The sequence below is a fragment of the Vulcanithermus mediatlanticus genome, assembly GCF_055385885.1.
This window is the reverse complement of sequence record NZ_AP042385.1, coordinates 1,369,541-1,393,434: the sequence shown is the minus strand read 5'-3', so window position 1 is coordinate 1,393,434 and position 23,894 is coordinate 1,369,541. Positions and strand designations below refer to the sequence as shown.

The following is a 23,894-nucleotide window of genomic DNA, read 5'->3' as shown; positions in this document are numbered from 1 at the left end:
GTTGGCGCTCAACCCAACCGTAGGATCGCCACCCGTGCAAATGACCACGGCTTCACTTCTCAATGTGGTATTCGTAGGAACAAGCATGGATTACGCTGAGTCGATGGCGAGATCGAGGTGCCCTCTGACGTTGCCGAGCGCTACGGGAGCTATGGCCTGTATGCCCTGGAAGTCGACGGCGACTCCATGTACTGCGACGACCTCCCCTATTCCATCCCACCGGGGTCCTTCGTGGTGGTCGCCCGCGAACTGGAGCCGCGCCCAGGCGACCTCGTGATCGCCTGGCTCAAAGGCAAGGGGGTGGGTTATTTGAAGGAACTCGAGGCCAAGCGCGGGCATCAAATCCTCAAGAGCTGGAACCCCGAGGTGCCGCCCATCGTCGTCGGGCCCGACGAAGAAGTCGAGATCCAGGGCGTGGTCGTCCACGTGGGATTCGACCCCCGCAGGGTGAAGCGGTAGGCGCAAGCTCTGATTCAAGAGCACGCAGGAAGCGCGGCCACAGGCCACAGGTAAGGAGCACTCAATGAACCTGCCAAAGAAAGTCGAGAAAAGGCTCACCGACGGGCTTAAGCGCTTCCAACCCCTGTTAAAACGAGCGAAGGATAAAGACGTCAACGAGTCCGATACTGTCTTGCTCGTCACCGACATCCTGGCCGAGCTCTTCGGTTTCGACAAATACCGGCAGCTGACCTCCGAGTATGCCATCCGTGGGCGCTATGTTGATCTGGCTATCACCGACGGTGAAAAGCCGCTCGTTCTCGTCGAGGTCAAGTCTGCGGGGACTGAGCTGAACGACAAGCACGTTCGGCAAGCCGTGGATTATGCAGCCAACGAAGGCATCGAATGGGTGCTCCTTACCAACGGCCACACCTGGCGGATCTATAAGATCATCTTCGCTCAGCCCGTCGAACACGAGCTGGTGGACGAGCTCGATTTGTTCCACCTGAGCCCCCGCAGTAAGAAGGACCTTGCCAGGCTTTACCCTCTGACCCCCGAAGGTCTGAAAAGAAACGCCCTCGAGGGCCACTATCGCCAGCGGCGGGTTGTCAACCGTTTCTTCATCGGTGCAATCATCCGCAGCAAGCCCATCGTAGACGCCATTCGTCGGGAGCTGCGAAGGATTGAGTCCGAAGCCAAGGTGGCCAGCGAAGAAGTGCTGGACCTCATTGAAAGGGAAGTCCTAAAGCGTGAGTTGATCGAGGACGATCGGGCTAAAGAAGCCGCACGCGTCGTCAAGCGGGCACAGAACCGAAAGAAAAGGGCGACCAAGGCGAAAGAAAAAACGGAATGAAACGACCCTTGGTTCTCTCGCGGTCCGGGAGTGAGGCGCTGAAATGGATTGGACAGACTTTGCTTTTGCTTTCCTCCTTGGAGCCTGGCTGATCTACTCGGGCTCAAAATCGAAAGGTTGGATCGCCCGGGGTTGGCGATACGGCCTTGGGATAATCCTTCTGTTGATGTCGCTCGTATTCATCCCAAATGGCGCATCCGAGTCTGATGCCAGCAAGACTGAGGTAGAAGCCAAAGCAACCGCTACCTACGCTCAAACAACCCCCAGCACTAAGCCGTATCGGGCAGCCATTCCCGGTCTGGAGTGGACCGATATCGTCTTGAATCTGGAAAGACAGCCCTTCGGTTTCAAGTTCAAAAGGGTCAAACTCGAGGGCGCTTGGGCCAAGACGGCTAACAAAGTTGACCCAGACACCGGTGCAAGGATGACTGTTGAAGTGGTCTACGATTACGGCGTCTATCGCGTTCAAGCTGATGTATCTGGGGCGAACGCATATCCAACGGCCTCGTGGCTTCTGCCTTACGTTGCCACTCTCCCCTACGATGGGTCTAGCCCACGAGAGGCCAAAACCTGGGTTGCTGAAGCGTTGAAATACGGCAAGAAAGTTCAAACCCGGCATTTTGGGCCAGCGACCTTCGAGGTCTATGTGACTTCGCCAACGTATTACGGCCTCAAGATCTATCCGGCACGCTAACTGCATAAAAAAAATAAAAATGCCCCGCCGCAAAGGAGAAGGCCTGATCCGCCAGCACCCAGCAGCCGTGGAAGATCCGCGTCGAGGCGCCCAGGGGGCCAGATGGCAAGCGGCGGCGCCTGGTTGCCTACGCCCGCACCTGGGAAGACACCATCGGGAAGCGGGTCGAGCTCCTGATCAAGGCCGGCCGCGAAACCCCAGAGGAGGCGGGGAAGTCTATCACCCTTGGCGAGTGAATCGAGGGCTTCTTGAGGCGCTGCGATGGCAAGGTCAGGCCGAACACCCTAGCCCGCTACCGCACCTACGCCAAGCACCTCGAGCCTCTGGCCCACTACCCCCTCTCAGAGCTCAAGGTGGCCCAGCTCGAGGTCCTCTACAAGGACCTCTCCACCAAGCTCGGTCGCAGCCACCTGGTCCGCATCAGCACCTTTCTCCAGCGGTTCAAAACATTTTGGGTCTTTCTCATCGGGCAAAACCCGAGTAGGGTGGTCAAACAAGAGGAACCCCCGGTCTTCGGACCGGGGGTTTTCCTCGTTCTGCTCTTGGTGGGCGATGGTGGACTTGAACCACCGACCTCACGCTTATCAGGCGTGCGCTCTAACCAGCTGAGCTAATCGCCCGCCCAGCACCCAACAACTTAGCAGTTTCCCCCCACCCGGTCAAGGGCTGACCTGGGCCTCGGTGCGCTGGTTGACGGCGTCCACGGCGATGATCGTTGCCCCCTTGGCCGGCACCTCGGCGTAGAACCTGACCCGTTTTCCCTTGGGCAGGTTCAAGCGGCTGAAGGTCTCGCCGTAGCGCACCACCACACGGTCAACTTCGACATCGTCGCTGGCCACGCCGACGATTCGCAGCCGTCCATCGACCTCTTCCACCCGTTCGATGGTGACCCGGGGCGGCGCCTCGTCGAGGACCAGGTCGAGGTCACGGCTCGTGGTGTGGCCCTCGAGGTCCTTCGCCACGACCTTGACCCTGATCCGGCCGGCCTGCGGTGCCTTGAGCTGGAAGCGGAAACGCACCAACCGTTTCCCCTTCATCTCGGGGAGCAAAACCTCGGTCCCCGCCACCTCAACGCTCGCCACGCCGGTATCATCGAAGGCGTAGCCCTCGACAGTCACCGCCCGCCCCTTGGCGACCGCTCCTCCGGTCGGGTGGGTAATTCCGAGGAATGGCGCGGTCTGATCGGGGCGAGCGGCGCAGGCGCTGAGCACCACCACCAGGACGGAGAGGAGCAAGGCCCTTCGCATCCCCCCGATCCTACCCCTCCCCTCGGCCAAGCGGGGACCCATCGCCGGCCTTAGGGCGACTGGGGAACCTGCCCGGGCAGCTGGAAGTAAAGCCTGGGGCCGACGCGCACCGACACACCCGGCCCCGAGTTCAGCCAGTAGCCGAAGACGACCTCGCTCAAGATCGAGACGCCCTTCTGCGCCCCCGAGGGCCAGTCAAACCCCAGCGTCCCCAGGGCCGCCACGTCGGCGCCGCTCCCGCTGCTGTAGCGCACACCCATCCCACCGCCAACGTAGAGGGTGAACACGTCCGTGGGCACGGGATAGAGCGCCTCCGCCTGAACGCTTGCATAAACACCGCCGCTGGTGGTGCTGAAAATGACCGCGCCCCGGGCGCTCATGGGCCCGAGCGCATCCGTCTGGCCACCGGCCAGCTGGACGTTAATCGAAAACGGCGCAAGCCCGATCTCGCCCAACAGCAACTCGCCAAAGTAACGCGACTGGGCATAGCCCGGCGCAGCCAAAGCCAGCGCCAGGGTGACGACGGCAACCACGGAAAAGCCTTTCACCCCTCGCATCACTGCACCTCCTGCCTGAAATGCTAGCACGCACCGCTCGGGATCCCCGGTGTCATTGCACAAATCGGCGGCGCCCGGATTCTCGGGCGCCGCGCTCACTGCACCCGGTTCACCGGAAGTTCACGCCAACCTTCCCGCCGTAGCCAACGGCAAACCCTCCAAAGAGCGAGCCGAATGAGAACATGGGGCCAACATTGACCTCGCTGAAGACCGACATGTTCGATCCAGGGAGATCGAACTCGAGGCCAGCCAACATATGCGGGTAAACGCTCATGACCGAGACCCCTACAACGCTGTAGAAGGAGCCGCCCACGCCACCGCCGTAATAGTAGGAGAAGGGATTCTCCATCGACATATCCATCATCCCGCGACCCATGATCATGTCGAGCGAGGCATCAACCCCAAAACCGTAGAAGAAGGGGATGCCAACGCTTACCCGCATGTCGCCCATGAAGTAGTGCCCGCCTATGCCGCCGGGGTACCCGGTGTAAACGCCAAACTTTTGCGCAGCACCGAAACTTAAGAAACCTAAAGCCAAGCCGACCACGAACATGCCAAGCGCCTTCTTCATAACAAAACACCTCCTGCGACTTTGATTACAATTATGAGGATATCATAAAAACAATTTACGTGGTGTACTCGGCATTGATCTTGACGTATCCCTCGGTCAGATCGCAGCCCCAGGCCTCTCCCCTGCCCTCCCCGAGCATAAGGTCGATCTCGACGATGACCTCGCCCTGCCGCATGGCTTTCGAACACGCCGCCGCGTCGTACGCAAGGGGCGCGCCATCATAGAGCAAGAAGCCCTGGAGTGCGATCCGGAGCCGCTCGGGGTGAAACCTGGCCCCGGAGTAACCGAGGGCGGCCAGCACCCTGCCCCAGTTGGGATCGTTGCCATAGACGGCAGCTTTCCACAAAGGACTGCCGGCCACCGCCCGGGCGGCGACCCGCGCCTCTTCATCGCTGGCCGCGCCCCGGACCCGTACCGTGATCAGCTTGGTGGCCCCTTCACCATCGGCGGCGATCTGACGCGCCAGCGAGCGGGCCACGGCCTCGACGGCGTCCCAAAAGCCATCTGCGTCGGGGGCCTTTTTGAGGCCGCTGGAAAGGAGCACCGCCATGTCGTTGGTCGAGGTATCGCCGTCCACCGTCACCTGGTTGAAGGTACGGGCAACCGCCTCGGGCCAGCGCCGGCGAAGCGCCGGCTCGGAAATGTCAGCGTCGGTCAGGAGAAAGGCGAACATCGTGGCCATGTTGGGGTGGATCATGCCGCTGCCCTTGGCCACGCCGACCACGCGCGCGCCGCCAGGGAGCGAGGCCTCGGCGAGTTTCGGCCGGGTGTCGGTGGTCATGATGGCCTCGGCAAAACCCTTGAGATCCGAGCCTAGCTCAAGATTGGGAAGGGCCGAGGCAATCTTCTCCACCGGCAAGGGCACCCCGATCACGCCGGTGCTGGCGGTGAGCACCGTTTCCACCGAAACCCCAAGCCGCTCGGCCGCGCTCGCGGCCATGCGCAGGTTGTCAGCCGGGCCGCGTTCCCCGGTGGCGGCGTTGGCATTCCCGGCGTTCACCACCAGGGCACGCAGCGGTACCCCTTGCGCATAGAGGGCGCGATCGCGAAGCACGCACGGCGCCGCGGCCCGGTTGGTGGTGGCGACGTAGGCCCAGCGGAGGGGGAGTTCCCCGAAAAGGAGCGCCAGGTCCAGCTTACCCGAGGGCTTGATGCCGGCCCGGGTGGCTCCGGCTTGAAATCCTTCCGGCAGCTGCATGTTTTTTAGTCTAGCCGCTGCTAGGGCCAAAGGCCCTCTGCGCTCAGGCCGAGGGTTTCCTCGAGGCCAAAGACGACGTTCATGTTCTGGACCGCCTGGCCGGCCGCGCCCTTCACCAGGTTGTCGATCGCGGCAAAAACCACCACCCAGCCGGTGCGGGCATCCTTGCGCAGGGAAATCCAGGTGGTGTTGGCGGCAAAAACCCCTTTGGTGCGGGGAAGCGCCTCGGACACCCGTACGAAGGGTTCCCCGGCAAAGAACTGGCGGTAGCGTTCAAAGAGGGCGCTCTCCCCGAGCTCCTCGCGCAGGCGCACGTAGGCGGTCACCAGAATGCCCCGGGTCATCGGAACCAAGTGGGGGACGAAGGTCAGGCGCAGCGGGCGGGCCGGCCCGTTCGTCTTCACCCAGCGACCCTGGGCGGCGACGCGCCCCAGGTTTTGCTCGATCTCCGGGGTGTGGCGGTGCACGCCGGCGGGCTTGTAGGGCCGGTAGTCCTCGTTGACCTCGGCGAATGCCGTTCCCTCGGCCCCGCGGCCGGCCCCGGAAACCCCGCTCGCCGCGTTCACCAGGAGCGCCTCGATCAACCCCTCCGCCGCCAGCGGGCTGAGGGCCAAAGTGGCCGCGGTCACGTAGCAGCCGGGGTTCGCGACCAAGCGAGCCCCCGGGAGTTCGGGGCGGTGCAGCTCCACCAGCCCGTAGCGGGCCTCCGGCAAAAGGGCCTCGGCCCTGTGGGGCATGCGGTACCAGGCTTCGAAGACTTCCCTTGGCAAGCGGAAATCAGCCGAGAGATCGATGACCCGTTTCCCGGCCTCGAGGATGCGCGGGGCAAGCTCCATGGCCACTCCGTTCGGGGTGGCGAGAAAGACCACGTCGGCTTCCGCGATGGCCCGCTCAAGGTCATGAAACGCGCCCTCCGAAAGCTGCGGCCAGGCCTCGGCCAGAGGCCGCCCCTCGAAGGTGCGGCTGAAAAAGGCGACGGGCTCCACCTCAGGGTGCGCGCGCAGGAGACGGATGAGCTCGGCCCCGCCGTACCCCGAAGCCCCGACGACGCTGGCCTTGATCATCCTTCCTCCAGCAAAAACCGAAGCACGGCCTTGGCCGCGTGCAGGCGGTTTTCGGCCTGGTCGAAGACCCGAGAACGGGGGTGGTTCACCACCGCCTCGTCAACCTCTTCGCCATAATGCGCGGGCAGGCAGTGCAAAAAAGCGGCCGTGGGCTTGGCCAGGGCAAAAAGTTCGGGTGTGACCCGGAACCCGGCGAAGTCAGCCCGGCGGCGCTCGGCCTCGTCCTCCTGGCCCATCGAAATCCAGACGTCGGTGTAGACCGCATCGGCACCGGCCACCGCTGCCCTGGGATCGCGGACCATCTCGATGGGCAAGGTCTCGGGCGGATCGTAACCGGGCGGGATCGCGGCCACCACCTCCACCCCCACCATGGCCGCGGCCTTGGCGAAGGAGGCGAGGACGTTGTTACCATCCCCCACCCAGGCCACGCGAAGCCCCTCAAGACGGCCGAAGGCCTCTTCCAGGGTCATGAGGTCAGCGAGCGCCTGCAAAGGGTGCGCCCGATCCGAAAGCGCGTTGATCACCGGGATGCGGGCGTTTTCGCGGAGCTCGATCAGGGTCTCGTGCCGGTAGACCCGGGCCGCGATCGCCGCCACCCAGCGCTCGAGGTTTTTTGCCACGTCGCGCGCGGGCTCGCGGGAACCCAGGCCGATGTTGTGATCGAGGTAGAGCCCGTAACCGCCGAGCTCGTAGGCCGCGATCGAGAGCGTCGATCGGGTCCGCAACGAGGGCTTTTCGAAGATGAGGGCCACGGTCTTGCCCTCGAGCACGCTCTCCCGGACCCGAGTGCGCTTCATCGCCTGCGCGCGATCAAGAATGCCCCGCAGTTCCTGTACACTGAGGTCGTCGACATCGAGGAAGTCCCGCTTCATAGGCCTTAAAGATACCGCATAAAAATAAGCGGCGCGAGCCGTGTTTTCTATTGACAATTATTTTATTATCAAACTATATTTGAAACGTGGACGCGTGGCTGTTTCTCACCCGGATCTGGCGGCTCCAGCGGCGCCTCTTCGAAGAGGCCCGCCCCTGCATGGAAGCCGCGGGCATCAAGCCCAAAGGACTCTTTCTCCTGGCCCACATCCAAAAAGGCGCCTACCCCAAAGAGTTGGCCGAATCCTTCCACATGCCCCCGCCGACGGTGAGCCATCTGATCGGGGCGCTCGAAGACGCGGGCTACCTGGTCCGCGAGTCCGACCCCAAGGACCGCCGCCGCTACCTTTTGAAGATCACCGAGGAAGGCGAGGCTGCACTGGAGACGGCTCGCAAGTGCCTCGAGGGCGTGGTTCGCGGGTGGCTCGAATCCCTGAGGCCCGAGGAAGCGCAGACGCTTTTGGGGCTGCTCGAACGGCTGGACGGTGATCGGTCATGAGCCGGGAAGTACGACTCACCCTGGTCGGCATCATGATCAGCATCTTCCTGGCCGCGCTGGACCAGACCATCGTGGCCACGGCCTTGCCCCGGATCGTCGAGGAGCTCGGCGGCACCAACCTCTACGCCTGGGTGGCGACCAGCTACCTGCTGGCTTCCACCGTGGGGGTGCCGATCTTCGGCCGGCTCGCCGACCTGGTGCGCACAAAAGTTCTGCTCTCGTGGGCCATCGTCATCTTCCTTATTGGTTCGGCCCTCTCCGGACTCTCGCCGACCATCCAGGCCCTGGTGGCCTTCCGGGGACTGCAGGGCATCGGCGGCGGGGCACTCTTTGCCGTGGCGGTGACGACGATCGGGCTGCTCATCCCGCCCCGCGAGCGGGGGAAGATCCAGGGGCTTTTCGGCGCGGTCTTCGGTATCGCCAGCGTGGTCGGCCCCTGGCTCGGCGGTCTCCTCACCGACAACCTCAGCTGGCGCTGGGTCTTTTACATCAACATGCCGGTGGGCGCGGTGGCGATCTACTTCCTTTGGAAGCACATGCCGAGCACCGCCCCGCCCTCGAGGCACCGCTTCGACCTCTGGGGGGCAGCCACGCTCATCGCCTGGACGGTGCCCCTCTTGCTCGCGCTCTCGTGGGGCGGACACACCTACGCCTGGAACAGCCCGGTGGAGATCGGTCTCTTCATCACCGCGGCCCTCGGCCTTTTCCTCTTTATCTGGGTCGAAACCCATATGCGCGAACCGCTTTTCGACCTCACGCTCTTGCAAAACGCGGTCTTTCGCTGGGCCAGCGTGGCGCTCTTCTTCTTCGGCGCCGCGTTCCTTTCGGCGATGTTCTTCCTTCCCCTCTACCTGATCCAGGTCAAGGGGATCAGCGCCACCAGCTCCGGCCTCACCCTGACGCCCCTCACGCTCGGGGTGGTGGTTGGCAGCTTCTTTTCCGGTCGTGTAGCGAGTCGCGTGGGGCGCTACAAGATCCTCATGATTTCGGGGAATGTCTGGCTGGTCCTCAACCTCCTGGCCATGCACTATCTCATCGACCTCAATACCCCGCTCTGGGTGGTCCTGGTGCTCATGGTCAGCACCGGCCTCGGCCTCGGGCCCTCGATGCCGCTTTACACCCTGGCGGTGCAGAACTCGGTCGAACCCGCCCGCATGGGCACCGCGAGCTCGGCCACCCAGTTTTTCCGCCAAATCGGCTCCACCCTCGGAACCGCTCTGCTGGGCGCGGTGCTCGCGGCCAGCCTGCAAAGCGCGATCCAGGCGAACCTTCCGGCGGGACTCCAGATCGACGTCAACGCACCCCGCGATCCCAGCGCTCTCACCAAGGGCTTCGACCAGCAGGTCAACGGCTTCCTGGAGCAACTCCAAAAGGCGCTCTCGGGGGACCAGGCGGCGCGGGAGACCCTGCTCGCTTCTCCCTTGCTCCCCAAAGAGCTCAAAGGTCTTTTGCAAGGCCCACCTCCGCCCCCGGCCATGCGCACCGAGATCGTAGAAAAAGTCAAGACCGGCCTCAAGGCCCAGCTCGAAAGGCTCCGCGAGGACATGAAAAAGGCCCTCGATGAAGCCATCGTCACCGCCATCAGGAAGGTCTATCTCTATGGCGCTCTTTTCGCCATGCTCGGCTTTCTCGCCACCCTCCTCATCCCCGACGCCGAGCTGAAAAGCCAGTGGGGGGCAAGCCCGGCCACCTAGCCGGGCCCGCCCCACCCCGTCACGGCTCTTTTTCGGGGTCCGGAGGGAAGTCGCCGCGCGCGTGCTCGACGTAGAGCACCGCGCCGATGTATTCGTTTTTAAGCTCCTCGGCCAGATCCTGGGTCACGTGGGGCCGAACCTCCTCGATCAGCGCCTTGGCCTGATCGAGGATCAGCTCGGCCTCTTCAAAGTTGCGATCTTTCTGGGCCTTTTCCCGGGCATGCAGGAGCATGGAGCGGATCAGGGTGAGCTTTTCAAAGGGATCGCTGTCAGCCATCGTAGACCTCCTCGAGGAACCCCCGGAGTGCGGTGTTGAACGCCACCGGCCGTTCGAGATTGGCCAGGTGCCCGGCCTCGGGAATCACCAGCATACGTCCGTTTGGCAGGTGCTTTTGCATTCGCAGACCTTCGTCGGGCGGGGTCAGGGCATCCTGCTCGCCAAAAAGCAAAAGGACCGGGAAGGTCATCCTGGCGAGGAGGTCGGTGGAATCCGGCCGCCCGGCCATGGCCACAAGGGCGTTGGCGACACCCTGGGAACTGGCCTTTAAAATCATGGCCTCGACTTCCTTCACCAGGGCGGGATTTTCGGCCCGGGTTACCGGCGAAAGGGCCGCGTTCAAAAAGCCGGGGAGCAGCGCCGAGGGACCCTGGGCACGGACTTCGGCGGCTTGCGAGTGCCGACGCGCCCGGGCCGCGTCGTCATCGGCACCGGCCCGGGTATCGGCGAGGACCAAACCGGCGACGCGCTCGGGAAAGCGGTCGAAGATCCGGAAAGCCACGTAGCCGCCCATGCTGAGCCCGACGAAGACGGCCTTTTTCGCCCCCAGCCCGTCGAGAAAACCAATGGCGTGATCGGCGAAGTCCGAAAGGCGCTCGGGCCCGGCCGGCGTCTTGCCAAAACCGGGGAAGTCCAGGGCGTGCACGGGATAGCGTCCCTCGAACGCCACGAGCTGCGGCCGCCACATGGCCGAAGAGAGCGGGAAGGCGTGCAAGAAGATCACCGGCCAGCGCATCAGGCCTCCCCCCACTCCACCGCGGAAAGCCCTCGTGCCGCCAGGGTCTCAACCAACGCCTCGTCCAAAACGATCACCCAGTTCTTCCCGTCCTTGCTCCGTGCGATCAGCTTCTCCTCGGCCGCGGCCTTCTTCCAGCGTTCCATGAGGTCGCGGTCCGTGGCCAAAAGCGGCGTGACCCGACTGGCCTCGAACGCCTTCACTTCGACTCCTTCAAAGCTTCCTCGAGGGCGTTCCAGGCGAGCGTGGCGCACTTGACCCTCGAGGGCAGCTGGGCCACGCCGGAGAGCGCCGCCAGATCACCGAGTTCGGGATCCGGGGCCTTGCCCTCAACCACCATGGCCCGGAATTTCTTCGCCAAGGCCAGGGCTTCCTCGACCGTCTTGCCCTTGACAGCCTCGGTCAAAAGGCTGGCCGAGGCCTGGCTGATGGCGCACCCGTCGCCGTCGAAACTGGCCTCGACGACCCGGTCACCGTCCAGTTTCAAAAAAAGCTCGACCTGGTCGCCGCAGGAAGGGTTGTGGCCACCCGAGCTCACCGTGGCGTCGGCGAGCACACCTCGGTTTTTCGGGCTCTTATAGTGGGTCAGGATGATTTCCTTGTAAAGCTCTTCGAGGAAGGCCATTGCTCACCCATTGTATGCCCGGCCCCCCGGGCGAAATGTGGGCCGGAGGTCACAGCCAGTCTTTAAAGAATTCGCGGGCCTTCAAAAGCGCCTCCACCAACCGGTCGACGTCTTCGCGGGTGTTGTAGATGTAAAAGCTCGCGCGGGCGGTCGAGCTCACCCCGAGCCGGCGGTGGAGCGGCTGAGCGCAGTGGTGCCCCGAGCGCACCGCGACCCCGGCCTGCCCCAAAAAGGTCGCCAGGTCGTGGGCGTGGAGGCCGGGGAACACAAAGCTCACCACGCCGCCCCGGTCTTCGCCCCTCGGTCCGAAGATTTTGAGATCGGGCACCTGGGCAAGGCGCTCCAGGGCATATTCCACCAGCATCCGATCGTGGGCCCAGACCGCCTCCATGCCCAGGGCCTCGAGGTAGTCGATCGCCGCGGCAAGGCCCACCGCCTCGGCAAAGGGCGGCGTTCCGGCCTCGAAGCGCGCCGGAGGAGCGTCGTAGGTTGAGCGGTCGATACGAACGCGCTGGATCATGCCCCCGCCGGTGAGGAAAGGCGGCAGCTCGGCGAGGAGCTCGTAGCGCCCCCACAGCACCCCCGCCCCGGTGGGGCCGAGCATCTTGTGGCCGGAGAAAGCGTAGAAATCGGCGCCCAGATCGCCCACCTTGGTGGGGATATGGGGTGCACCCTGGGCCCCGTCGACGACCAGCAGCGCCCCTTTGGCCCTGGCCCACTCGGCAAGGGTTCGCACCGGGTTCACCGTGCCCAAGACATTCGACATCTGGGTGATGGCGAGCACCTTTGGACCCTGGTCGATGAGGTTCTGGGCGGCCTCGAGGTCGAGCCGGCCCTCGTCGGTGATGGGAATGGCCTCGATTCGGGCCCCGCGCCAAGCCGCCGCCCGCTGCCAGGGCACGAGGTTGGCGTGGTGCTCCATCTCGCTCACCACAATGAGGTCGCCCTCGCCGAGGAAAGCCTCGGCCACCGAGTGTGCCACCAGGTTCAGAGCCTCGGTGGTATTGCGAACAAAGATAACCTCTTCCGGTCGCGCGGCCCCGATGAAGGCCGCCGCCTTCTCCCTCGCCTTCTCGTAGGCGTCGGTGGCGGCGTCGGAGAGAGGGTAGCTGCCCCGGTGCACGTTGGCGTAGCTGGTCTCGTAGAAGCGGGTCATGGCCTCGAGGACCGACCGGGGTTTTTGGCTGCTCGCGGCCGAGTCCAAAAACACCAGGTCGGGATGGGCATCAAAAATGGGGAAGTCGTTTTTTACCGCGCGTGCATCCATGTCCCGATGGTACGCCAGCCCTTGCCCCCCGGGCCAGGGTTTGCAATACTTGTCATGTGACAAGGGACCTGCCCCCAGGTCAGCGACGGGTGCTCCAGGCCATCGGCCGGTCAAAGGGACCGGTATGGGCGGCGGAGCTCGCGGCACGGCTCGGCATGAGCCGCCAGGGCATCCGCGGCCACCTGCGTGCCCTGGCGAGCAAGGGGTTCGTTCGGCTGACCAGCCGGCCCCGGCACGGAACGCTGGTCGAGCTCACCCTCGAGGGCCGCGCTGCCTTGCGGCTCGGCGTTTTGCCGGTGGTCGGCGAAATCGCCGCCGGTACCCCCACCCTGGCTGAGGAGCAGATCGAAGCCTACGCCGAGCGCCTCACCGACCTCCTGCCGGTCGAGCCCGGCGATTTCCTCCTCCGGGTCACCGGCGACTCGATGGTCGGGGTCGGCATTTTCCCCGGCGACTACGTGGTGGTCCGCCCTTTTTCCGGCACCCCGGAGGCCGGGACCATCGTCGTCGCCCTCCTGCCCGAAGAAAACACCGCCACCTTAAAGCGCTTTTTCCGCGAGGGGAAAACCGTGGTGTTGCGCTCGGAAAACCCGGCCTACCCTCCGATTCGCCTTCCCCTCGAGGCCATCCGCATCCAGGGCTACGTCGTCGGCCACCTCGGCGACCCCAGGCGCCGCCTCAAACGCTGAAATCGGGGATCTTGTCGAAGGCAATGCGGTACTCCCCGGCATCCCGAACGCCGGCCATACCGCCGTAGTACACCGTATCCGGCCCGAAGCGGGCGTTGACGCGGTCCATGGCCAGGGCCAGCAAGTGATTCTTGCGGTCTTCGGGGAAGAGGGGAAGGCCGGGATGCTCGACCAGGTGACCGAGCACCACCGCCACCTTGAGCACCTCGCGGCACCGCCCACTCGGCCACAGCCGGTTCAGGGCCTTAAGCAGCGTGCGCGTGGCCTGGGTCGGCGTCAGGAGCAAGAAGCCGTGATGGTCGTCGCCGCTTGTAAACCGCAGTGCAAGCGTCATCGAACCGGCCGCATACCCCGCCTTTCGCATCCGCGCCGCCGCCTTGACGACCAGCCTCACCGCCACCGCCCTGGCTTTTTCAGGCTTGCGGAGCTCAGGGGGTAAAACGTGGGACTGCGAAAACGACCGGCGTTTGGTCGGGAGCTCAGGCAGGTCGACGCCGCGCAAATTGGCGTACATCCGCTCCCCCAAAACGCCGCCCCAGGCCCGGCGTAAAAGCCCCAGGGACGCCTCGGTCAGCTGGCGCACGGTGTAAATGCCCAGCCGATGGAGCCGGGCCTCCATACGCCTGCCGATGCCCGGCAGGTCCCTGAGGCCGAGTCGCCAAAGGGCCCGGGGAAGATTGCCCTCATCCAGGACCACCAGCCCGTCGGGTTTTTCCAGCTCGGTCGCCACCTTGGCCAAAAAGCGGTTCGGCCCGATCCCGACCGAGGCCTTAAGGGCCTCGCCCACGTTTTGGCGGATGCTTTCCTTGAGCGCCTTCGCGATCTCCACGGCCCGGGGTGCCTCATTTTTCATGAGCACGAAACGCATCTCGTCGATCGAACGCACCGCCTCGACGGGCAGCACCCGCTCCACCGCCGCCAAGATCTGCCGGTGCACCTCGACGTACACCCGCGGCCTGGCCCGGACCACGACCAGCCCGGGCGCGCGCCGCCGCGCCTCGTAGACCGGCGTTCCCGTCTTCACGCCGTAGCGGCGCGCCTCGTAGCTGGCGGCGATGCACACCGTCGTCTCGGCCTCAACCGGAACCACGCACACCGGCCGGCCCCGGAGCTCAGGGCGAAGCTGCTGCTCGACCGAGGCGAAGTAGGCGTTCATATCGAGGTAGAGGTAGCGGAGCGGCATCATCCTCCAATCGTCTGGCCCCTCAGGGACACCGACGCCCGCCGGTACTACCTCGGCATGTTGGAAGCTCGTGGGCATGTTCTTAGTTTACACGTGACAACTCTTCGCTGCACCGATGCCGGGGTCGGCGTGCCTTAGGCTGGTCCATGGCCGTGTTGCGACTTCTCGCCATCGCCTGGACGTACGAGCTGGGTTCGTGGTTCGCCTTCATCTCGGTCATCACCTGGCTCGAACGATCGGGAGGGGGTCAGTGGGTCTCGGCCTACTTCGTGCTCTATAACGGGGTGCAGCTCCTCGCGGCACCGATCCTGGCCCCCATCCTCGACCGCTACGACCGTGGCCGCCTCCTGGGGGTCATCCCCTTGCTGCCGCTTTCGGCCATTTTGCTCAGCACCCTTGACCAAACCCTGCCCGTGGGGGTGATCGCGGGGGCCATGTTCGCCCTGGCGGACGTCTTTGTGTTCAACCTGGTACCGGCCATCATCCCCCTTTTGCTCGCACAGGGGCGGATCTCGAGGGCCAACGCCGCCTGGAGCGTAGGCTCGAGCGTCATCTTCGCCCTGGCCCCTGCCGGCGCCGGCGTACTCATCGGCCAAAAAGGCATCCTCGCCGGCCTCGTCACCGCCGGCATCCTGGCGGCGATCAGCCTCGCGGTGGGGCTGGGTTTTCACTCAGGCCGGCAGCCGATGCCGGGCGGCGAACGCCTCAGGTGGTGGACACTCCTTCTCCGCCCCCGGCTCATCCACATCGCCACGGCGACGCTCCTCCTCAGCCTCGGCGGCGGGATCGTCAACGCCGCCCTGCCGCGCCTCGCCAGCAACGGGCAAAGCTACGGTTTTATCCTCTCTGCCCTGGGCTGGGGCAGTCTGGCCGCGGGCATCCTGCTCACCACCCGGGAGCTCAAGCGGCCGCTTGGGTGGGCCCGCCTGGCTTACCTGGCCCATGCCCTCGGCAACGCCGTGCTGGCTGCATTCACCGCCCTCCCGGCCTTCCTCGGCGCCGGCTTCGCCAAGGGCGCGGCCAACACGCTGGGGTCGGTGGCCATCGACAGCCACCTGCAGAAAACCCTCGAGGCCGCGGTCCTGGGCCGCGCCTTCGCCGGGCTTTGGTCGCTGGCCAACCTGGGTCAGCTCGTTGGCGCCGGCGCCTTCGGGCTCGCCGAAGGTGCGCTCGGCGCCCGCACGCTGCTTTGGCTCTCGGCTGGGCTCGCGCTTTTGGGCTCGGCCGTCCTTTCCCGAACCAACCGCACCGGGGCCGCCTCAGGCCCATCACCGGTAAAACGCCAACCAACGCTCGGGGACGACGATGCCTGAAACATCCGCCGACGCACCCTCAACCCGGCTCCAGGGCATGGCCGAGGGTGGTGCGAATCACGCCCAGTTCGGTCAGGACCGCCTCGAGTGAAGGCGGGGCGGTCTGACCGGGCCCGCGCAGGCGTATGCGCCGCCAGAGGGCCTCGGCCCGCTCCCGGTTATGCGCGCGCGTCGCCGGGTGCCCCCGAATCGCAGAGAGCACCCGGGCCGCAGTTTCCTGGCGACCTTTGGCCAGCATCAGCTCGGCAAAGACCAAAAGCCCCCGCAAGACCTCGGGAATATCCTGGACCGTCCAAACCACGTGCAACCCGGAGCGGACGTGCCGCTCGGCGACCTCAAGGAAGCCAAGACGCAAGAGCGCCGCGCCGAGGTTGAGCAGAGCGCTGCCCTCGAGGACCCGCTCGCCGGTTTGCCGAACCAGGTGCAACGCCGCCTCGAAGCGGGCGCGGGCCTCGCCAACGTCCCCCCGATCCAGGGCCACCTGACCCAGGTTGTAGAGGAGATAAGGCTCGATCTGGCGGAGGTCGTGGGCCCGGGCCAGTTTCAGACCGGTCTCGAGCAGGCGCTGGGCTTCCTCGAGGTCCCCCCGAAGACGGTGCAGGTTGCCCAGGTTGTTGAGCGTGTTGGCCTCCCCGGCCACGTAACCTGCCTCTCGGTCATGCGTCAGCGCCTCACGAAAATAACGCTCGGCCCGCGCGTAATCGCCGAGGGGATAGGCCGCGAGCGCGAGATTGTGCAAAAGGCGGCCCATGGCCCGCCGGTCACCCCGGGCCCGGGCCACCTCGAGCGCCGCCTCCCAAGCACGCGCCGCGTCAGCGTAATCGCCCGCGCGGTAGGCCTGGAGTCCAAGGTTGTTCAAGGCTTTCTGCACCCCGGCCACATCCCCCAGCCGCCGAAGCGTGCGCCGGGCGGCTTCGGAGACCTCTCTCGCCTCCTTGAGGCGTCCGACCCGGGCCAAAAACCACCCCTGGACGGTTTGCACGTGGCCACGGGCCCGCAAATCGCTCATTTTCGAAAGCGCTTTTTCCATCCAGAAAAGCCCTTCTTCGAAACGACCCTCGGCATCGAAGAAGAACTTGAGGGTCTCCGAAGCCCCGGCGAGCGCCTCGTCCCAGCCCCGGGCCACCGCCCATCGCCATGCCGCCCGGAGGTTTGCGAGCGCCTCGCGCATCTCCCGAAGCATCTCTTTGCCGAGGGTTTTTTCCCGTACCCAGTTGAGGTAGTGCCTGGCATGGGCATCCCTGGCCTTTTGCGCCAAATCGCCGTATTCGGAAAGCTTGCGCAAGGCAAACCCTTGCAAGAGCGAGTGCATCCGGTAGCGCCCTGGTGCAATTTGTTCGAGGAGCGACTTCTGGACGAGTTGACTCAAAGCAGCGGCGCGCTGGCCTAGAACCGCGGCCGCGGCCTCGCCCGAGAAAGCCCCCACGAAGACCGAGAGCTTGAGGAAAGCCTGCTTTTGCTCGGGCTTCAGCAGGGCGAAGCTTTGCTCCAGCATGGCCCTCAAGGTCCGGTGCCGCTCGGGAACATTCTTCCACGGAGCCGACGCGTAACCCGCGCCCCGCTCAATCGCCTCGGCGATCCCTTCCAGCCGGTCGTGTTCGGTCCACCCGGCGGCGAGCTCAAGCCCCAGCGGCAAGCCCTCGACCAGCTCGCAGATCCGAGCCAGTACCGGACGGTCCCGTTCGTGGAGCGTGAAGCCATCGTTCAACTGGCGGGCCCGCTCCAGGAAGAGCATCTCGGCCTCTGAAAACGCCCCCGCCTTTTCGGGACGGGTATCGAGCCCGCCAAGGCGAATGATCCACTCCTCCTTAAGGCCGAGCCGCTCCCGGGTGGTCACCAGGATCTTCAGGCCCGGGCAACGGGCGAGGAGCCAGGAAAGCCGGGGCGCCGCCTCGAGCAGGGGCTCGAAGTTGTCCAGGACGAAAAGGATGTAGCGATCTGCCAGCACCCCGGCGAGCCGCTCCCAGGCACCGCCACTTACCCCCGATCGACCGGAGAGCGTCGAGAGGATCGCCTCGGGCAGGGTGTTAGGTTCGACGCCCTCGAGGTCCACCCAGTACACCCCACCGACAAAACAACCCCGCTGGCACAGGCGGTGGGCCACCTCGAGGGCGCTGCGGGACTTCCCCACCCCACCCATGCCCACCAGGCTGACCAGGCGAGTGGCCGGGTTCAGCAACCGCACCTCGATGGACTCGAGCAAACCTCGGCGTCCGATGAACCGCGTCGCCGGTTGGGGCAGCCGGCAGGGGACGCTCCGGGGAAGGCCGAGCGAGCGCGCGAGCGACCCGGCCAGAGGACTGCCGGAAGCCGTGAGCAGCGAGAGCAGCCTCGTTCCGAGGACGCTATCAATCAAGTCACCTGCCCCGAGCGCCGCCTCGGCAAAGCGCCGCGCCGCCTCGAAGTCCCCCTTTTCGAGGGCTGCCTGGCCGAGGGCCAACCGGGCCTCGCTCACCCAGCCCTCGATGCGCTCGCGCCAGGTGTAGACCCACTCCTCGAGCTCGGGCCCGAGGACGAGATCGAGGCCCTGCAGGAACGGACCCCGGTCGAGGGCATCCACCTTCGCCCAATCCCTCGACTCAACCGCAGCCTTGAGCGCCGCCACGTCGGTGTCAATCCGGACCCGGACGGCGGCCTCATCGGCAACGATCACCCCGGGGACGGCCTTTTTCAGCTGTGTCAGGGCCACCGACAGGCTCCCGAGGGGGTTTTTGGCCGTCGGCCAGAAGAGCTCGGCCAGGTAACGGCGAGGCTTTGGGCCCTCGAGGGCCAAATACCCGAGCAACAACAGGGGCTTGGGGCGCCTGAATGCCGCCCCTTTGAGTTTGAGCCCGCCGAGCATATCCAGGCGCATGCCCCGTCTCCATTCACTCCCGTTAAGACCCCGTTAAGGCCATTGTTGCTAAGCTTGCAAGCAAATGCAAGCGAGTGTCATTTACGAGCGGAAAGCGGCGCCGGCACCCCGCCCGCCGGGTACGGGGACATTCCCAGCGCCATTTGCCCCTAAGCTTTGGGGTATCGGAGGTGGTATTGCATGAGGTGGAAACTCTTTGGCGCACTGGCCGGCCTGCTCTTTTTGGGCGCACTCTCGGCCTGCAACAACATCCAGCTCCCGGTCGCAGCGAGCGGAAACCTCACTGTTTACGGGCCGAGCGCCTTTTCGGCCAACACGCTCACTGTGTCACTGCCGAACCTGCAAAGCGGCGAGCGGGTGGCGGTCATCCCCATCTACGCCAGCCAGGACATCTCCCCCACTGCCCTCACCTACTCGATCCAGACCACGAACGTCGTCGCGCCGTCTCCGGCTTTCTCGGTCGCCGAAGCGCTTTCGAGCACCAGCCCCCTCGTTCCCAGCGACGCCGGCATCCTCGAGGCCAGTGCCGAGCTGGTGCACCAGGCGAGAGCCCGGGGGATCAAGCCTCTCGGCCAAGGTGTCTCTCCCCAGGCCTTCCAAAATTGCCCCGGCCCTTACTCGGCGGGGAGTACCCAATGTACCTTTTACGTGATCAGTGATCGAACAACCAACCCCGTCACTCAAACGCAAATCACGGCCACGGTGCAATACGTCAGCAATAACGCGGTGTGGTTCGTTCAGGACGGGCTTTCCGGCGATGACCTCCTCACGAGCAGCGAGCTCCAGGATCTGGCCACGGCCTTTGAAAACACCATCTTCCCCAAGATCACAAATGTCTTCGGCCCCGCCACCGACGTGGACGGTAACAACAAGATCTTCATCGTGCTCTCGCCGCTGGTGGGCGACGCTGGACTCTTTGGCTATGTTTACTCAGTTGACCTTTTCCCTGACGGCACCTTCACCAGTATCAGAAGCAACGAGGGCGACATCTTCTACGCCACCACGCCGGGTCCGCCCATCAACACCTACCGCTGGTCTCGCACGGCGTTTCTTAGCTACGGCCTTCCCGGAACCATGGCCCACGAGCTCAAACACTTGGTGGCCACCGGCTACCGGGTCTTAAATGGCGACCCTTACGAAGAGGCTTGGGTCGAAGAGCCTTCAGCCGAAGTCGCCAAGGAACTCACCGGCTACGGCACCTCGCTGGGCCGGATCCAGGCGCGTGCCAACGTCGCGCTGCCCGCACCGCAAGACTATCGTATCGTCTACGATCAGCGTCCTGGCGGCATCGCCGAACAGGCGATGTACGGCTTCAACTTCCTCCTTCTCTGGCGAATCCACGAACAATACGGGGGCGATAGCTTCTGGAAGCCCTGGGTCCAAAGCGGCCTCACCGGCATTGCCAACTTAGAAAGCCAAACCGGCACCACTTTCGAGGACCTGATGGTCGACTGGGCACTTACGCTTCTCTTCGACAACACCGCCTTTTTCGCGAATTACCAGTACAACAGCCTTGACCTCCGAGATGGGACCTGGACGACGCTCGGGTACCAGAACCTGGTCCCGGTCGCGAACCAGCCCCTGCGCTCCATGGCCTACTACCTGGGCCAGGGCACCGGAACCGATGCCACGGTGACGATCAACGTCGACGACCCCACGAAAGTTCGTGTTGTGGTGGCGCGTTTCCCCGGGGCGCTTGGCTACTAAGTGGGAGGTGATGATGCGCCGCATGCTGCTCCTTTTTGGGTTCCTCATCCCCGCGCTGGCCGCAGGCTATCTCCCGGTCACCGTGGACGAGGTAGCCAGGGGTCAGGCCGAACCGGGCCTGGTACGGGTGTGGGGCCGCTATCTGCCCTTCGGGCCATACACCCAGCTGGTGCGCGGCGTTTTGGCCAGCGGCCGCTTCGCGCTCCGCCTCGAGGGCCAGGTCTTCGATTTCAACCCGCCCCCGGGGGCCTACATCGAGGTCTGGGGAGACCTCGTGCGGGAGGGCCCGTTCTGGACACTTCGATTCCACAACGCCCGCTTGCCCGGGGACGATCGCACTCCCCGGCCGGCAGCAGGGCTCAGCGTGGGCGGGCCGGTACGGGTGTGGCTCAAGGTCTATCAGGCCGGCGGAGAAATCCCCCAAACCGTCGGCCGGAGCGAGGACGGGCTCGGCTTCGTGCTGCCCGGTTACAGCGGACCTTTTGGCGTGCAGTGCCTCGAGGGCCGCCTCGTCGCCCCCAACGTACTGGAAAAAGCCCGGACCTGCTCAGGGAGGTGAAGCATGAAAGGTGGCATCCGGGCACACGCGGCTTGGCTCGGGCTGCTCGCACTCTTCCTCACTGGGTGCGGGCTCTTCGGAGGCGCCCCCTCGAATTCGATCGGACAGCTCGGGCCAACGGGAGGGTGGCTTGAGGGCCCCGACCAGCTGGCACTCAGCATTCCCGCCAACGCCCTGCCGAACAGCATCAACGTCCAGCTCGAAAAAACACAGCCGCCGAGTCTCGCCCTGCCCACGGAGTGGACCAAGCGGGGCGACTTCTATACCTTGAGCGCCGATACCTACGTTCCCGCCAGCGACCCCTTTGCGCTCATCGTCCCAGTTCCCCAGGGCGCGAACACCGCCCAGCTCGCGCTCGCGATCTACGTACCGACTGGCTCACCGCACGCGCCCCAGCAACCCATCTGGACGTTCCTCGAGGGCACCTACCTCCAGGCCCAAAACGCCTTCGTTGTCCTTCTTCCAGAAATCCCCGAGGAAGGTTTGACCTTTGTCCTGGTCGAAGGCTCCGATTTCACAAGCCCCAGCGCTTCAGCGCCGAGCCCAGGAACCCTCGCGCCCGCCGGGAGCAAGGGCCTTGGCTACCAATGGCTCAAAGGCAGCCAGGCCAAGGTCTACCCCAAAGGTTCAATTGCGAGCTCAACCGCCAGCACCTTCCAAAACGAGTTCGATAAGATAATTACCCTCTATAGCAAATCCAAGCTCCGGTCTCCGCTCCTGCCCGTCACCGGGGCCAAACCCATCATCTCGCTGTGGCGAAAAAAACCCCTTGGCTACGATTACACCAACGCCAAGTACAGATTCTTCCTGGTCCCTAGCGGCGACAAAAAAAACGGATGCGACTCCAGCACGCTCGGCTACTACGACCCAAGAACCCGCATCATGGTGGTCTGCGTCCCCAAAGACGGCAAATTCACCGACCTCATGAAGCGAACGCTGATTCACGAAATCTTCCACGCGGTGCAAGAACGTTACGGAAAGAGTACGTTCTGGTGGGCCGAGAGCACAGCTGCACTCTCCGAGGTCTCAATGCAGGACCCCGCCTACCAGCCCCAGCTCACGCCCGATTACAGCCACCGCGAAGAGTGGCGGGCGCTGACGGCGTTTGGCGGAAAGGCCAGCAACGTTCACTACCGTACCCAGGACTGGTGGTACCACGTCCTCCGAGAGCAGGGCCTTGCGTTTGACGCCGGCATGCACGAGTTCATGCTCTTCTCAATGAATGTCGCCGGGACCTACGCCGCGCTCAAAAACAAGCTGCCCGACGAGTATTGGCACTGGATCCAGGACCACACTTATCTGAAAGGGCCTCACACGGCCCGACCGGCGGCCGCCTGCAAGCCCGATCCACAGACGGCGCTCAGCGTCACCCAACTCGTGGGGAACACTCGGTCCGAAACCTGGGTCGATCACCAAAACGACCGCCTGGTTTTCAATGGCTCCGTCTTCACTTACAGACTCCCGAATACCGAACCTTTCCCAGTCACCTGGCGGCTCTGGTTCACGCTCCAGGGCAGCGCCCTCAAACCCAGCGACCGCACCGCCGTCGATACCAAACAGTGGGGCTGCCAGATGCAAACTCCACCTGTCGAGATCTCGGTGGCCCCGGGAGCGACCTTCGAAAGCGGCGCCATCGCCGCGAACGTCGAGCTCTCCCGGGCCAGGGACGATCAGCAGCCCAAAGCCGACGGCAACAAGAAGTTCCGCTTCCACGCCAAACCATTACGAGGAACGGTGGCCCTCGAGGGCCCGAGCGGTGGACTCGATGCCCTGATCACCGAGATCATCACCCGCATCAGCGTGAACTGGCAGCTCAGCGAGACCGGCTCCGGTAGCGGCACCTACCTCATCGACCTTCCGGTGGGCACCTACGATATCTCGGTGAGCGGATCCAACGGCTATACCGCCCGCTACACGGGCGTCCAGGTGCAGGAGGATACCACCGTCACCCCGCCCCCGAGCCAGGCCCCAATGCGCGAGATCGTGTTCCTGGGCCGCTACAACAACGGACCCCTCAACCTTTTCCTTTGGGATCTCGACGCAAACACCGTAGCCCCCCTCACGGGTTTCTCAAGCGATAGCTGGGCCGACCCATACACCTATGCCCTCACCTTCACCGCCGCCCGTCGCCAGGACGGCTCGCTGCTCGTAGCCTTCCTGCAAGACCCGGGCTACGACCCCCAGGCGGGAACCTATCCCAGCGAAACGCTCTGGTTGGTCGATCCCTCGACCCAACAGGCCACAACACTCACCCAACTGCCCCCGAGTTACCAGGTATCCGCCATCAACTTCGACTACGATTGGGCTGCTGACGACCCTCGCATTCTCCGCTTCTATCAGAGCCTCGACGGACAGGCCAACGAGCTGCAGGCCATGAGCCTCACCGACGGATCCATCATCTGGACGCACACGTTGAGTGGTGGCAACTGCCTCTGGCGCCCGGGGCGCAACTTCAGCAGTGGCTATCTCCTCGGCTGCAGCCTACCCTACACCCGAAACAACCAACCTTCCTCTGAAGCCTCGATCCTGGCCGTGCCCGACCCGGTCACCGGCCCTTCGGGGCAAATCGGCACCAACCCCGACTACCTCCAATACTCGGATCCCGATGCCCTGCAAAACGGCCTTATCTTCATCGGCTGGGCCCTGGATCCCCAATACAGCGGCACGCCCGGTTTCGTCGATCCCACCTCCGGCACCTTCACGCCTCTTCCCACAACGGGAGATTGCGTGCCCGCCCCCGATCGAAATCAGGTCGTCTGTAGCGATACGAATGGCGTCACCATCTATAGCGTAAGCCCGGGTACGAGCGGTACCGCCATCATTGGCCAGCCGGAGACCTTCCCCCTTCCGCAGGGGTACACGTTCTTCACCCAGCAATTCCCGTTCATCGACTTTGTGGAAACGCTCTACCCCCGCTGACGAACGCCGGAACCCCGGGGCACGGACACCCGGTGCCCCGGTCCCTTTTTGAATACGGCACACCCACCTCGCTGTTGGCT

Annotated in this window: 23 protein-coding genes and 1 tRNA gene; 10 read left to right on the top strand and 14 right to left on the bottom strand. The window is 64.5% G+C overall.

The features are described from left to right. Window positions 1-117 precede the first annotated feature (117 nt). The 3 genes from ACZ5BT_RS08115 to ACZ5BT_RS08105 all read left to right on the top strand — a co-directional run bounded on the left by ACZ5BT_RS08115 (window position 118) and on the right by ACZ5BT_RS08105 (window position 1,985). Window positions 118-459 (top strand): LexA family protein, encoded by a 342-nt coding sequence (locus ACZ5BT_RS08115; RefSeq protein ID WP_464884093.1) that lies wholly within the window; start codon window positions 118-120, stop codon window positions 457-459. A gap of 64 nt (window positions 460-523) precedes the next feature. Then, window positions 524-1,291: a type I restriction enzyme HsdR N-terminal domain-containing protein gene (locus ACZ5BT_RS08110; protein WP_464884092.1), complete on the top strand. Its 768-nt coding sequence runs from the start codon at window positions 524-526 to the stop codon at window positions 1,289-1,291. A gap of 43 nt (window positions 1,292-1,334) precedes the next feature. Continuing rightward, window positions 1,335-1,985 carry a hypothetical protein gene (locus tag ACZ5BT_RS08105; protein ID WP_464884091.1) on the top strand — a complete coding sequence of 217 codons (651 nt, stop codon included), beginning with the start codon at window positions 1,335-1,337 and terminating at the stop codon, window positions 1,983-1,985. Between the two features lie 543 nt (window positions 1,986-2,528). On the opposite strand, the gene ACZ5BT_RS08100 is transcribed toward ACZ5BT_RS08105, so the two are convergent. The 7 genes from ACZ5BT_RS08100 to argF all read right to left on the bottom strand — a co-directional run bounded on the left by ACZ5BT_RS08100 (window position 2,529) and on the right by argF (window position 7,494). After that, a tRNA-Ile gene (locus ACZ5BT_RS08100) sits at window positions 2,529-2,605 on the bottom strand. A gap of 39 nt (window positions 2,606-2,644) precedes the next feature. Further along, the gene (locus ACZ5BT_RS08095) at window positions 2,645-3,232 is read right to left on the bottom strand and encodes a hypothetical protein (RefSeq protein ID WP_464884090.1); all 588 of its coding nucleotides are present in this window, start codon (window positions 3,230-3,232) and stop codon (window positions 2,645-2,647) included. A gap of 50 nt (window positions 3,233-3,282) precedes the next feature. Continuing rightward, on the bottom strand, window positions 3,283-3,789 hold the full coding sequence (locus ACZ5BT_RS08090; RefSeq protein ID WP_464884089.1) for a hypothetical protein: 507 nt from the start codon (window positions 3,787-3,789) through the stop codon (window positions 3,283-3,285). 109 nt (window positions 3,790-3,898) lie between these two features. After that, entirely contained in the window at window positions 3,899-4,360 is a 462-nt protein-coding gene (locus ACZ5BT_RS08085) for a hypothetical protein (RefSeq protein WP_464884088.1), read from the bottom strand. Window positions 4,361-4,415: 55 nt separating this feature from the next. Further along, on the bottom strand, window positions 4,416-5,558 hold the full coding sequence (argJ, locus tag ACZ5BT_RS08080; RefSeq protein WP_464884087.1) for a bifunctional glutamate N-acetyltransferase/amino-acid acetyltransferase ArgJ: 1,143 nt from the start codon (window positions 5,556-5,558) through the stop codon (window positions 4,416-4,418). 20 nt (window positions 5,559-5,578) lie between these two features. After that, window positions 5,579-6,622, bottom strand: a complete 1,044-nt coding sequence (gene argC / locus ACZ5BT_RS08075; protein WP_464884086.1) for an N-acetyl-gamma-glutamyl-phosphate reductase — start codon at window positions 6,620-6,622, stop codon at window positions 5,579-5,581. Beyond that, the gene (argF, locus tag ACZ5BT_RS08070; protein WP_464884085.1) at window positions 6,619-7,494 is read right to left on the bottom strand and encodes an ornithine carbamoyltransferase; all 876 of its coding nucleotides are present in this window, start codon (window positions 7,492-7,494) and stop codon (window positions 6,619-6,621) included. Before argF ends, argC begins: the two co-directional genes overlap by 4 nt. Before the next feature lie 86 nt (window positions 7,495-7,580). Between argF and ACZ5BT_RS08065 the strand changes: the two genes are divergently transcribed. Beyond that, window positions 7,581-7,991, top strand: a complete 411-nt coding sequence (locus ACZ5BT_RS08065) for a MarR family winged helix-turn-helix transcriptional regulator (RefSeq protein WP_464884084.1) — start codon at window positions 7,581-7,583, stop codon at window positions 7,989-7,991. Further along, on the top strand, window positions 7,988-9,685 hold the full coding sequence (locus tag ACZ5BT_RS08060) for an MDR family MFS transporter (protein ID WP_464884083.1): 1,698 nt from the start codon (window positions 7,988-7,990) through the stop codon (window positions 9,683-9,685). The genes ACZ5BT_RS08065 and ACZ5BT_RS08060 overlap by 4 nt, the downstream gene beginning before the upstream one ends. Before the next feature lie 19 nt (window positions 9,686-9,704). Here the strand turns inward: ACZ5BT_RS08060 and ACZ5BT_RS08055 are convergent, their stop codons facing one another. Genes ACZ5BT_RS08055 through ACZ5BT_RS08035 form a run of 5 tightly spaced genes read right to left on the bottom strand, consistent with a single transcriptional unit; the run spans window position 9,705 to window position 12,590 of the window. Beyond that, complete coding sequence (locus ACZ5BT_RS08055; protein WP_464884082.1) at window positions 9,705-9,962, bottom strand: hypothetical protein; 258 nt, start codon at window positions 9,960-9,962, stop codon at window positions 9,705-9,707. Next, on the bottom strand, window positions 9,955-10,698 hold the full coding sequence (locus tag ACZ5BT_RS08050; protein WP_464884081.1) for an alpha/beta fold hydrolase: 744 nt from the start codon (window positions 10,696-10,698) through the stop codon (window positions 9,955-9,957). The genes ACZ5BT_RS08055 and ACZ5BT_RS08050 overlap by 8 nt, the downstream gene beginning before the upstream one ends. Further along, a complete protein-coding gene (locus tag ACZ5BT_RS08045; protein WP_464884080.1) occupies window positions 10,698-10,901 on the bottom strand; it encodes a hypothetical protein in 204 nt (67 codons plus the stop codon). Before ACZ5BT_RS08045 ends, ACZ5BT_RS08050 begins: the two co-directional genes overlap by 1 nt. After that, entirely contained in the window at window positions 10,898-11,323 is a 426-nt protein-coding gene (sufU, locus tag ACZ5BT_RS08040) for a Fe-S cluster assembly sulfur transfer protein SufU (RefSeq protein WP_464884079.1), read from the bottom strand. Before sufU ends, ACZ5BT_RS08045 begins: the two co-directional genes overlap by 4 nt. Before the next feature lie 49 nt (window positions 11,324-11,372). Next, on the bottom strand, window positions 11,373-12,590 hold the full coding sequence (locus tag ACZ5BT_RS08035) for a cysteine desulfurase (protein WP_464884078.1): 1,218 nt from the start codon (window positions 12,588-12,590) through the stop codon (window positions 11,373-11,375). Window positions 12,591-12,646: 56 nt separating this feature from the next. Between ACZ5BT_RS08035 and lexA the strand changes: the two genes are divergently transcribed. After that, the gene (gene lexA, locus ACZ5BT_RS08030) at window positions 12,647-13,279 is read left to right on the top strand and encodes a transcriptional repressor LexA (protein WP_464884077.1); all 633 of its coding nucleotides are present in this window, start codon (window positions 12,647-12,649) and stop codon (window positions 13,277-13,279) included. Here lexA and ACZ5BT_RS08025 read toward each other — a convergent pair. Further along, complete coding sequence (locus ACZ5BT_RS08025; protein WP_464884076.1) at window positions 13,269-14,465, bottom strand: DNA polymerase Y family protein; 1,197 nt, start codon at window positions 14,463-14,465, stop codon at window positions 13,269-13,271. The two genes, lexA and ACZ5BT_RS08025, sit on opposite strands and share 11 nt — an antisense overlap. Window positions 14,466-14,614: 149 nt before the next feature. Here ACZ5BT_RS08025 and ACZ5BT_RS08020 point away from each other — a divergent pair, with 149 nt between their 5' ends. Then, the gene (locus tag ACZ5BT_RS08020; protein WP_464884075.1) at window positions 14,615-15,775 is read left to right on the top strand and encodes an MFS transporter; all 1,161 of its coding nucleotides are present in this window, start codon (window positions 14,615-14,617) and stop codon (window positions 15,773-15,775) included. Between the two features lie 19 nt (window positions 15,776-15,794). On the opposite strand, the gene ACZ5BT_RS08015 is transcribed toward ACZ5BT_RS08020, so the two are convergent. Beyond that, the gene (locus tag ACZ5BT_RS08015; RefSeq protein ID WP_464884074.1) at window positions 15,795-18,629 is read right to left on the bottom strand and encodes an ATP-binding protein; all 2,835 of its coding nucleotides are present in this window, start codon (window positions 18,627-18,629) and stop codon (window positions 15,795-15,797) included. A 180-nt stretch (window positions 18,630-18,809) separates the two neighbouring features. Between ACZ5BT_RS08015 and ACZ5BT_RS08010 the strand changes: the two genes are divergently transcribed. From ACZ5BT_RS08010 to ACZ5BT_RS08000, 3 genes are read left to right on the top strand one after another with little or no spacing between them, the layout of a single operon-like run. Beyond that, the gene (locus ACZ5BT_RS08010; RefSeq protein WP_464884073.1) at window positions 18,810-20,336 is read left to right on the top strand and encodes a hypothetical protein; all 1,527 of its coding nucleotides are present in this window, start codon (window positions 18,810-18,812) and stop codon (window positions 20,334-20,336) included. Window positions 20,337-20,346: 10 nt separating this feature from the next. Then, window positions 20,347-20,895 carry a hypothetical protein gene (locus ACZ5BT_RS08005; protein WP_464884072.1) on the top strand — a complete coding sequence of 183 codons (549 nt, stop codon included), beginning with the start codon at window positions 20,347-20,349 and terminating at the stop codon, window positions 20,893-20,895. A gap of 3 nt (window positions 20,896-20,898) precedes the next feature. Further along, complete coding sequence (locus ACZ5BT_RS08000) at window positions 20,899-23,814, top strand: hypothetical protein (RefSeq protein WP_464884071.1); 2,916 nt, start codon at window positions 20,899-20,901, stop codon at window positions 23,812-23,814. Window positions 23,815-23,894: the final 80 nt, after the last annotated feature.

Excerpts from the sequence above, each read along its gene's own strand:
- ACZ5BT_RS08000 (WP_464884071.1), top strand. The coding sequence starts at position 20,899 with ATGAAAGGTGGCATCCGGGCACACGCGGCTTGGCTCGGGCTGCTCGCA.
- argF (WP_464884085.1), bottom strand. The coding sequence starts at position 7,494 with ATGAAGCGGGACTTCCTCGATGTCGACGACCTCAGTGTACAGGAACTG.
- ACZ5BT_RS08060 (WP_464884083.1), top strand. The coding sequence starts at position 7,988 with ATGAGCCGGGAAGTACGACTCACCCTGGTCGGCATCATGATCAGCATC.
- ACZ5BT_RS08025 (WP_464884076.1), bottom strand. The coding sequence starts at position 14,465 with ATGATGCCGCTCCGCTACCTCTACCTCGATATGAACGCCTACTTCGCC.
- ACZ5BT_RS08090 (WP_464884089.1), bottom strand. The coding sequence starts at position 3,789 with ATGCGAGGGGTGAAAGGCTTTTCCGTGGTTGCCGTCGTCACCCTGGCG.
- ACZ5BT_RS08005 (WP_464884072.1), top strand. The coding sequence starts at position 20,347 with ATGATGCGCCGCATGCTGCTCCTTTTTGGGTTCCTCATCCCCGCGCTG.
- ACZ5BT_RS08055 (WP_464884082.1), bottom strand. The coding sequence starts at position 9,962 with ATGGCTGACAGCGATCCCTTTGAAAAGCTCACCCTGATCCGCTCCATG.
- ACZ5BT_RS08105 (WP_464884091.1), top strand. The coding sequence starts at position 1,335 with ATGGATTGGACAGACTTTGCTTTTGCTTTCCTCCTTGGAGCCTGGCTG.
- ACZ5BT_RS08095 (WP_464884090.1), bottom strand. The coding sequence starts at position 3,232 with ATGCGAAGGGCCTTGCTCCTCTCCGTCCTGGTGGTGGTGCTCAGCGCC.
- sufU (WP_464884079.1), bottom strand. The coding sequence starts at position 11,323 with ATGGCCTTCCTCGAAGAGCTTTACAAGGAAATCATCCTGACCCACTAT.
- ACZ5BT_RS08035 (WP_464884078.1), bottom strand. The coding sequence starts at position 12,590 with ATGGATGCACGCGCGGTAAAAAACGACTTCCCCATTTTTGATGCCCAT.
- ACZ5BT_RS08085 (WP_464884088.1), bottom strand. The coding sequence starts at position 4,360 with ATGAAGAAGGCGCTTGGCATGTTCGTGGTCGGCTTGGCTTTAGGTTTC.
- ACZ5BT_RS08050 (WP_464884081.1), bottom strand. The coding sequence starts at position 10,698 with ATGCGCTGGCCGGTGATCTTCTTGCACGCCTTCCCGCTCTCTTCGGCC.
- ACZ5BT_RS08110 (WP_464884092.1), top strand. The coding sequence starts at position 524 with ATGAACCTGCCAAAGAAAGTCGAGAAAAGGCTCACCGACGGGCTTAAG.
- ACZ5BT_RS08015 (WP_464884074.1), bottom strand. The coding sequence starts at position 18,629 with ATGCGCCTGGATATGCTCGGCGGGCTCAAACTCAAAGGGGCGGCATTC.
- argJ (WP_464884087.1), bottom strand. The coding sequence starts at position 5,558 with ATGCAGCTGCCGGAAGGATTTCAAGCCGGAGCCACCCGGGCCGGCATC.
- argC (WP_464884086.1), bottom strand. The coding sequence starts at position 6,622 with ATGATCAAGGCCAGCGTCGTCGGGGCTTCGGGGTACGGCGGGGCCGAG.
- ACZ5BT_RS08010 (WP_464884073.1), top strand. The coding sequence starts at position 18,810 with ATGAGGTGGAAACTCTTTGGCGCACTGGCCGGCCTGCTCTTTTTGGGC.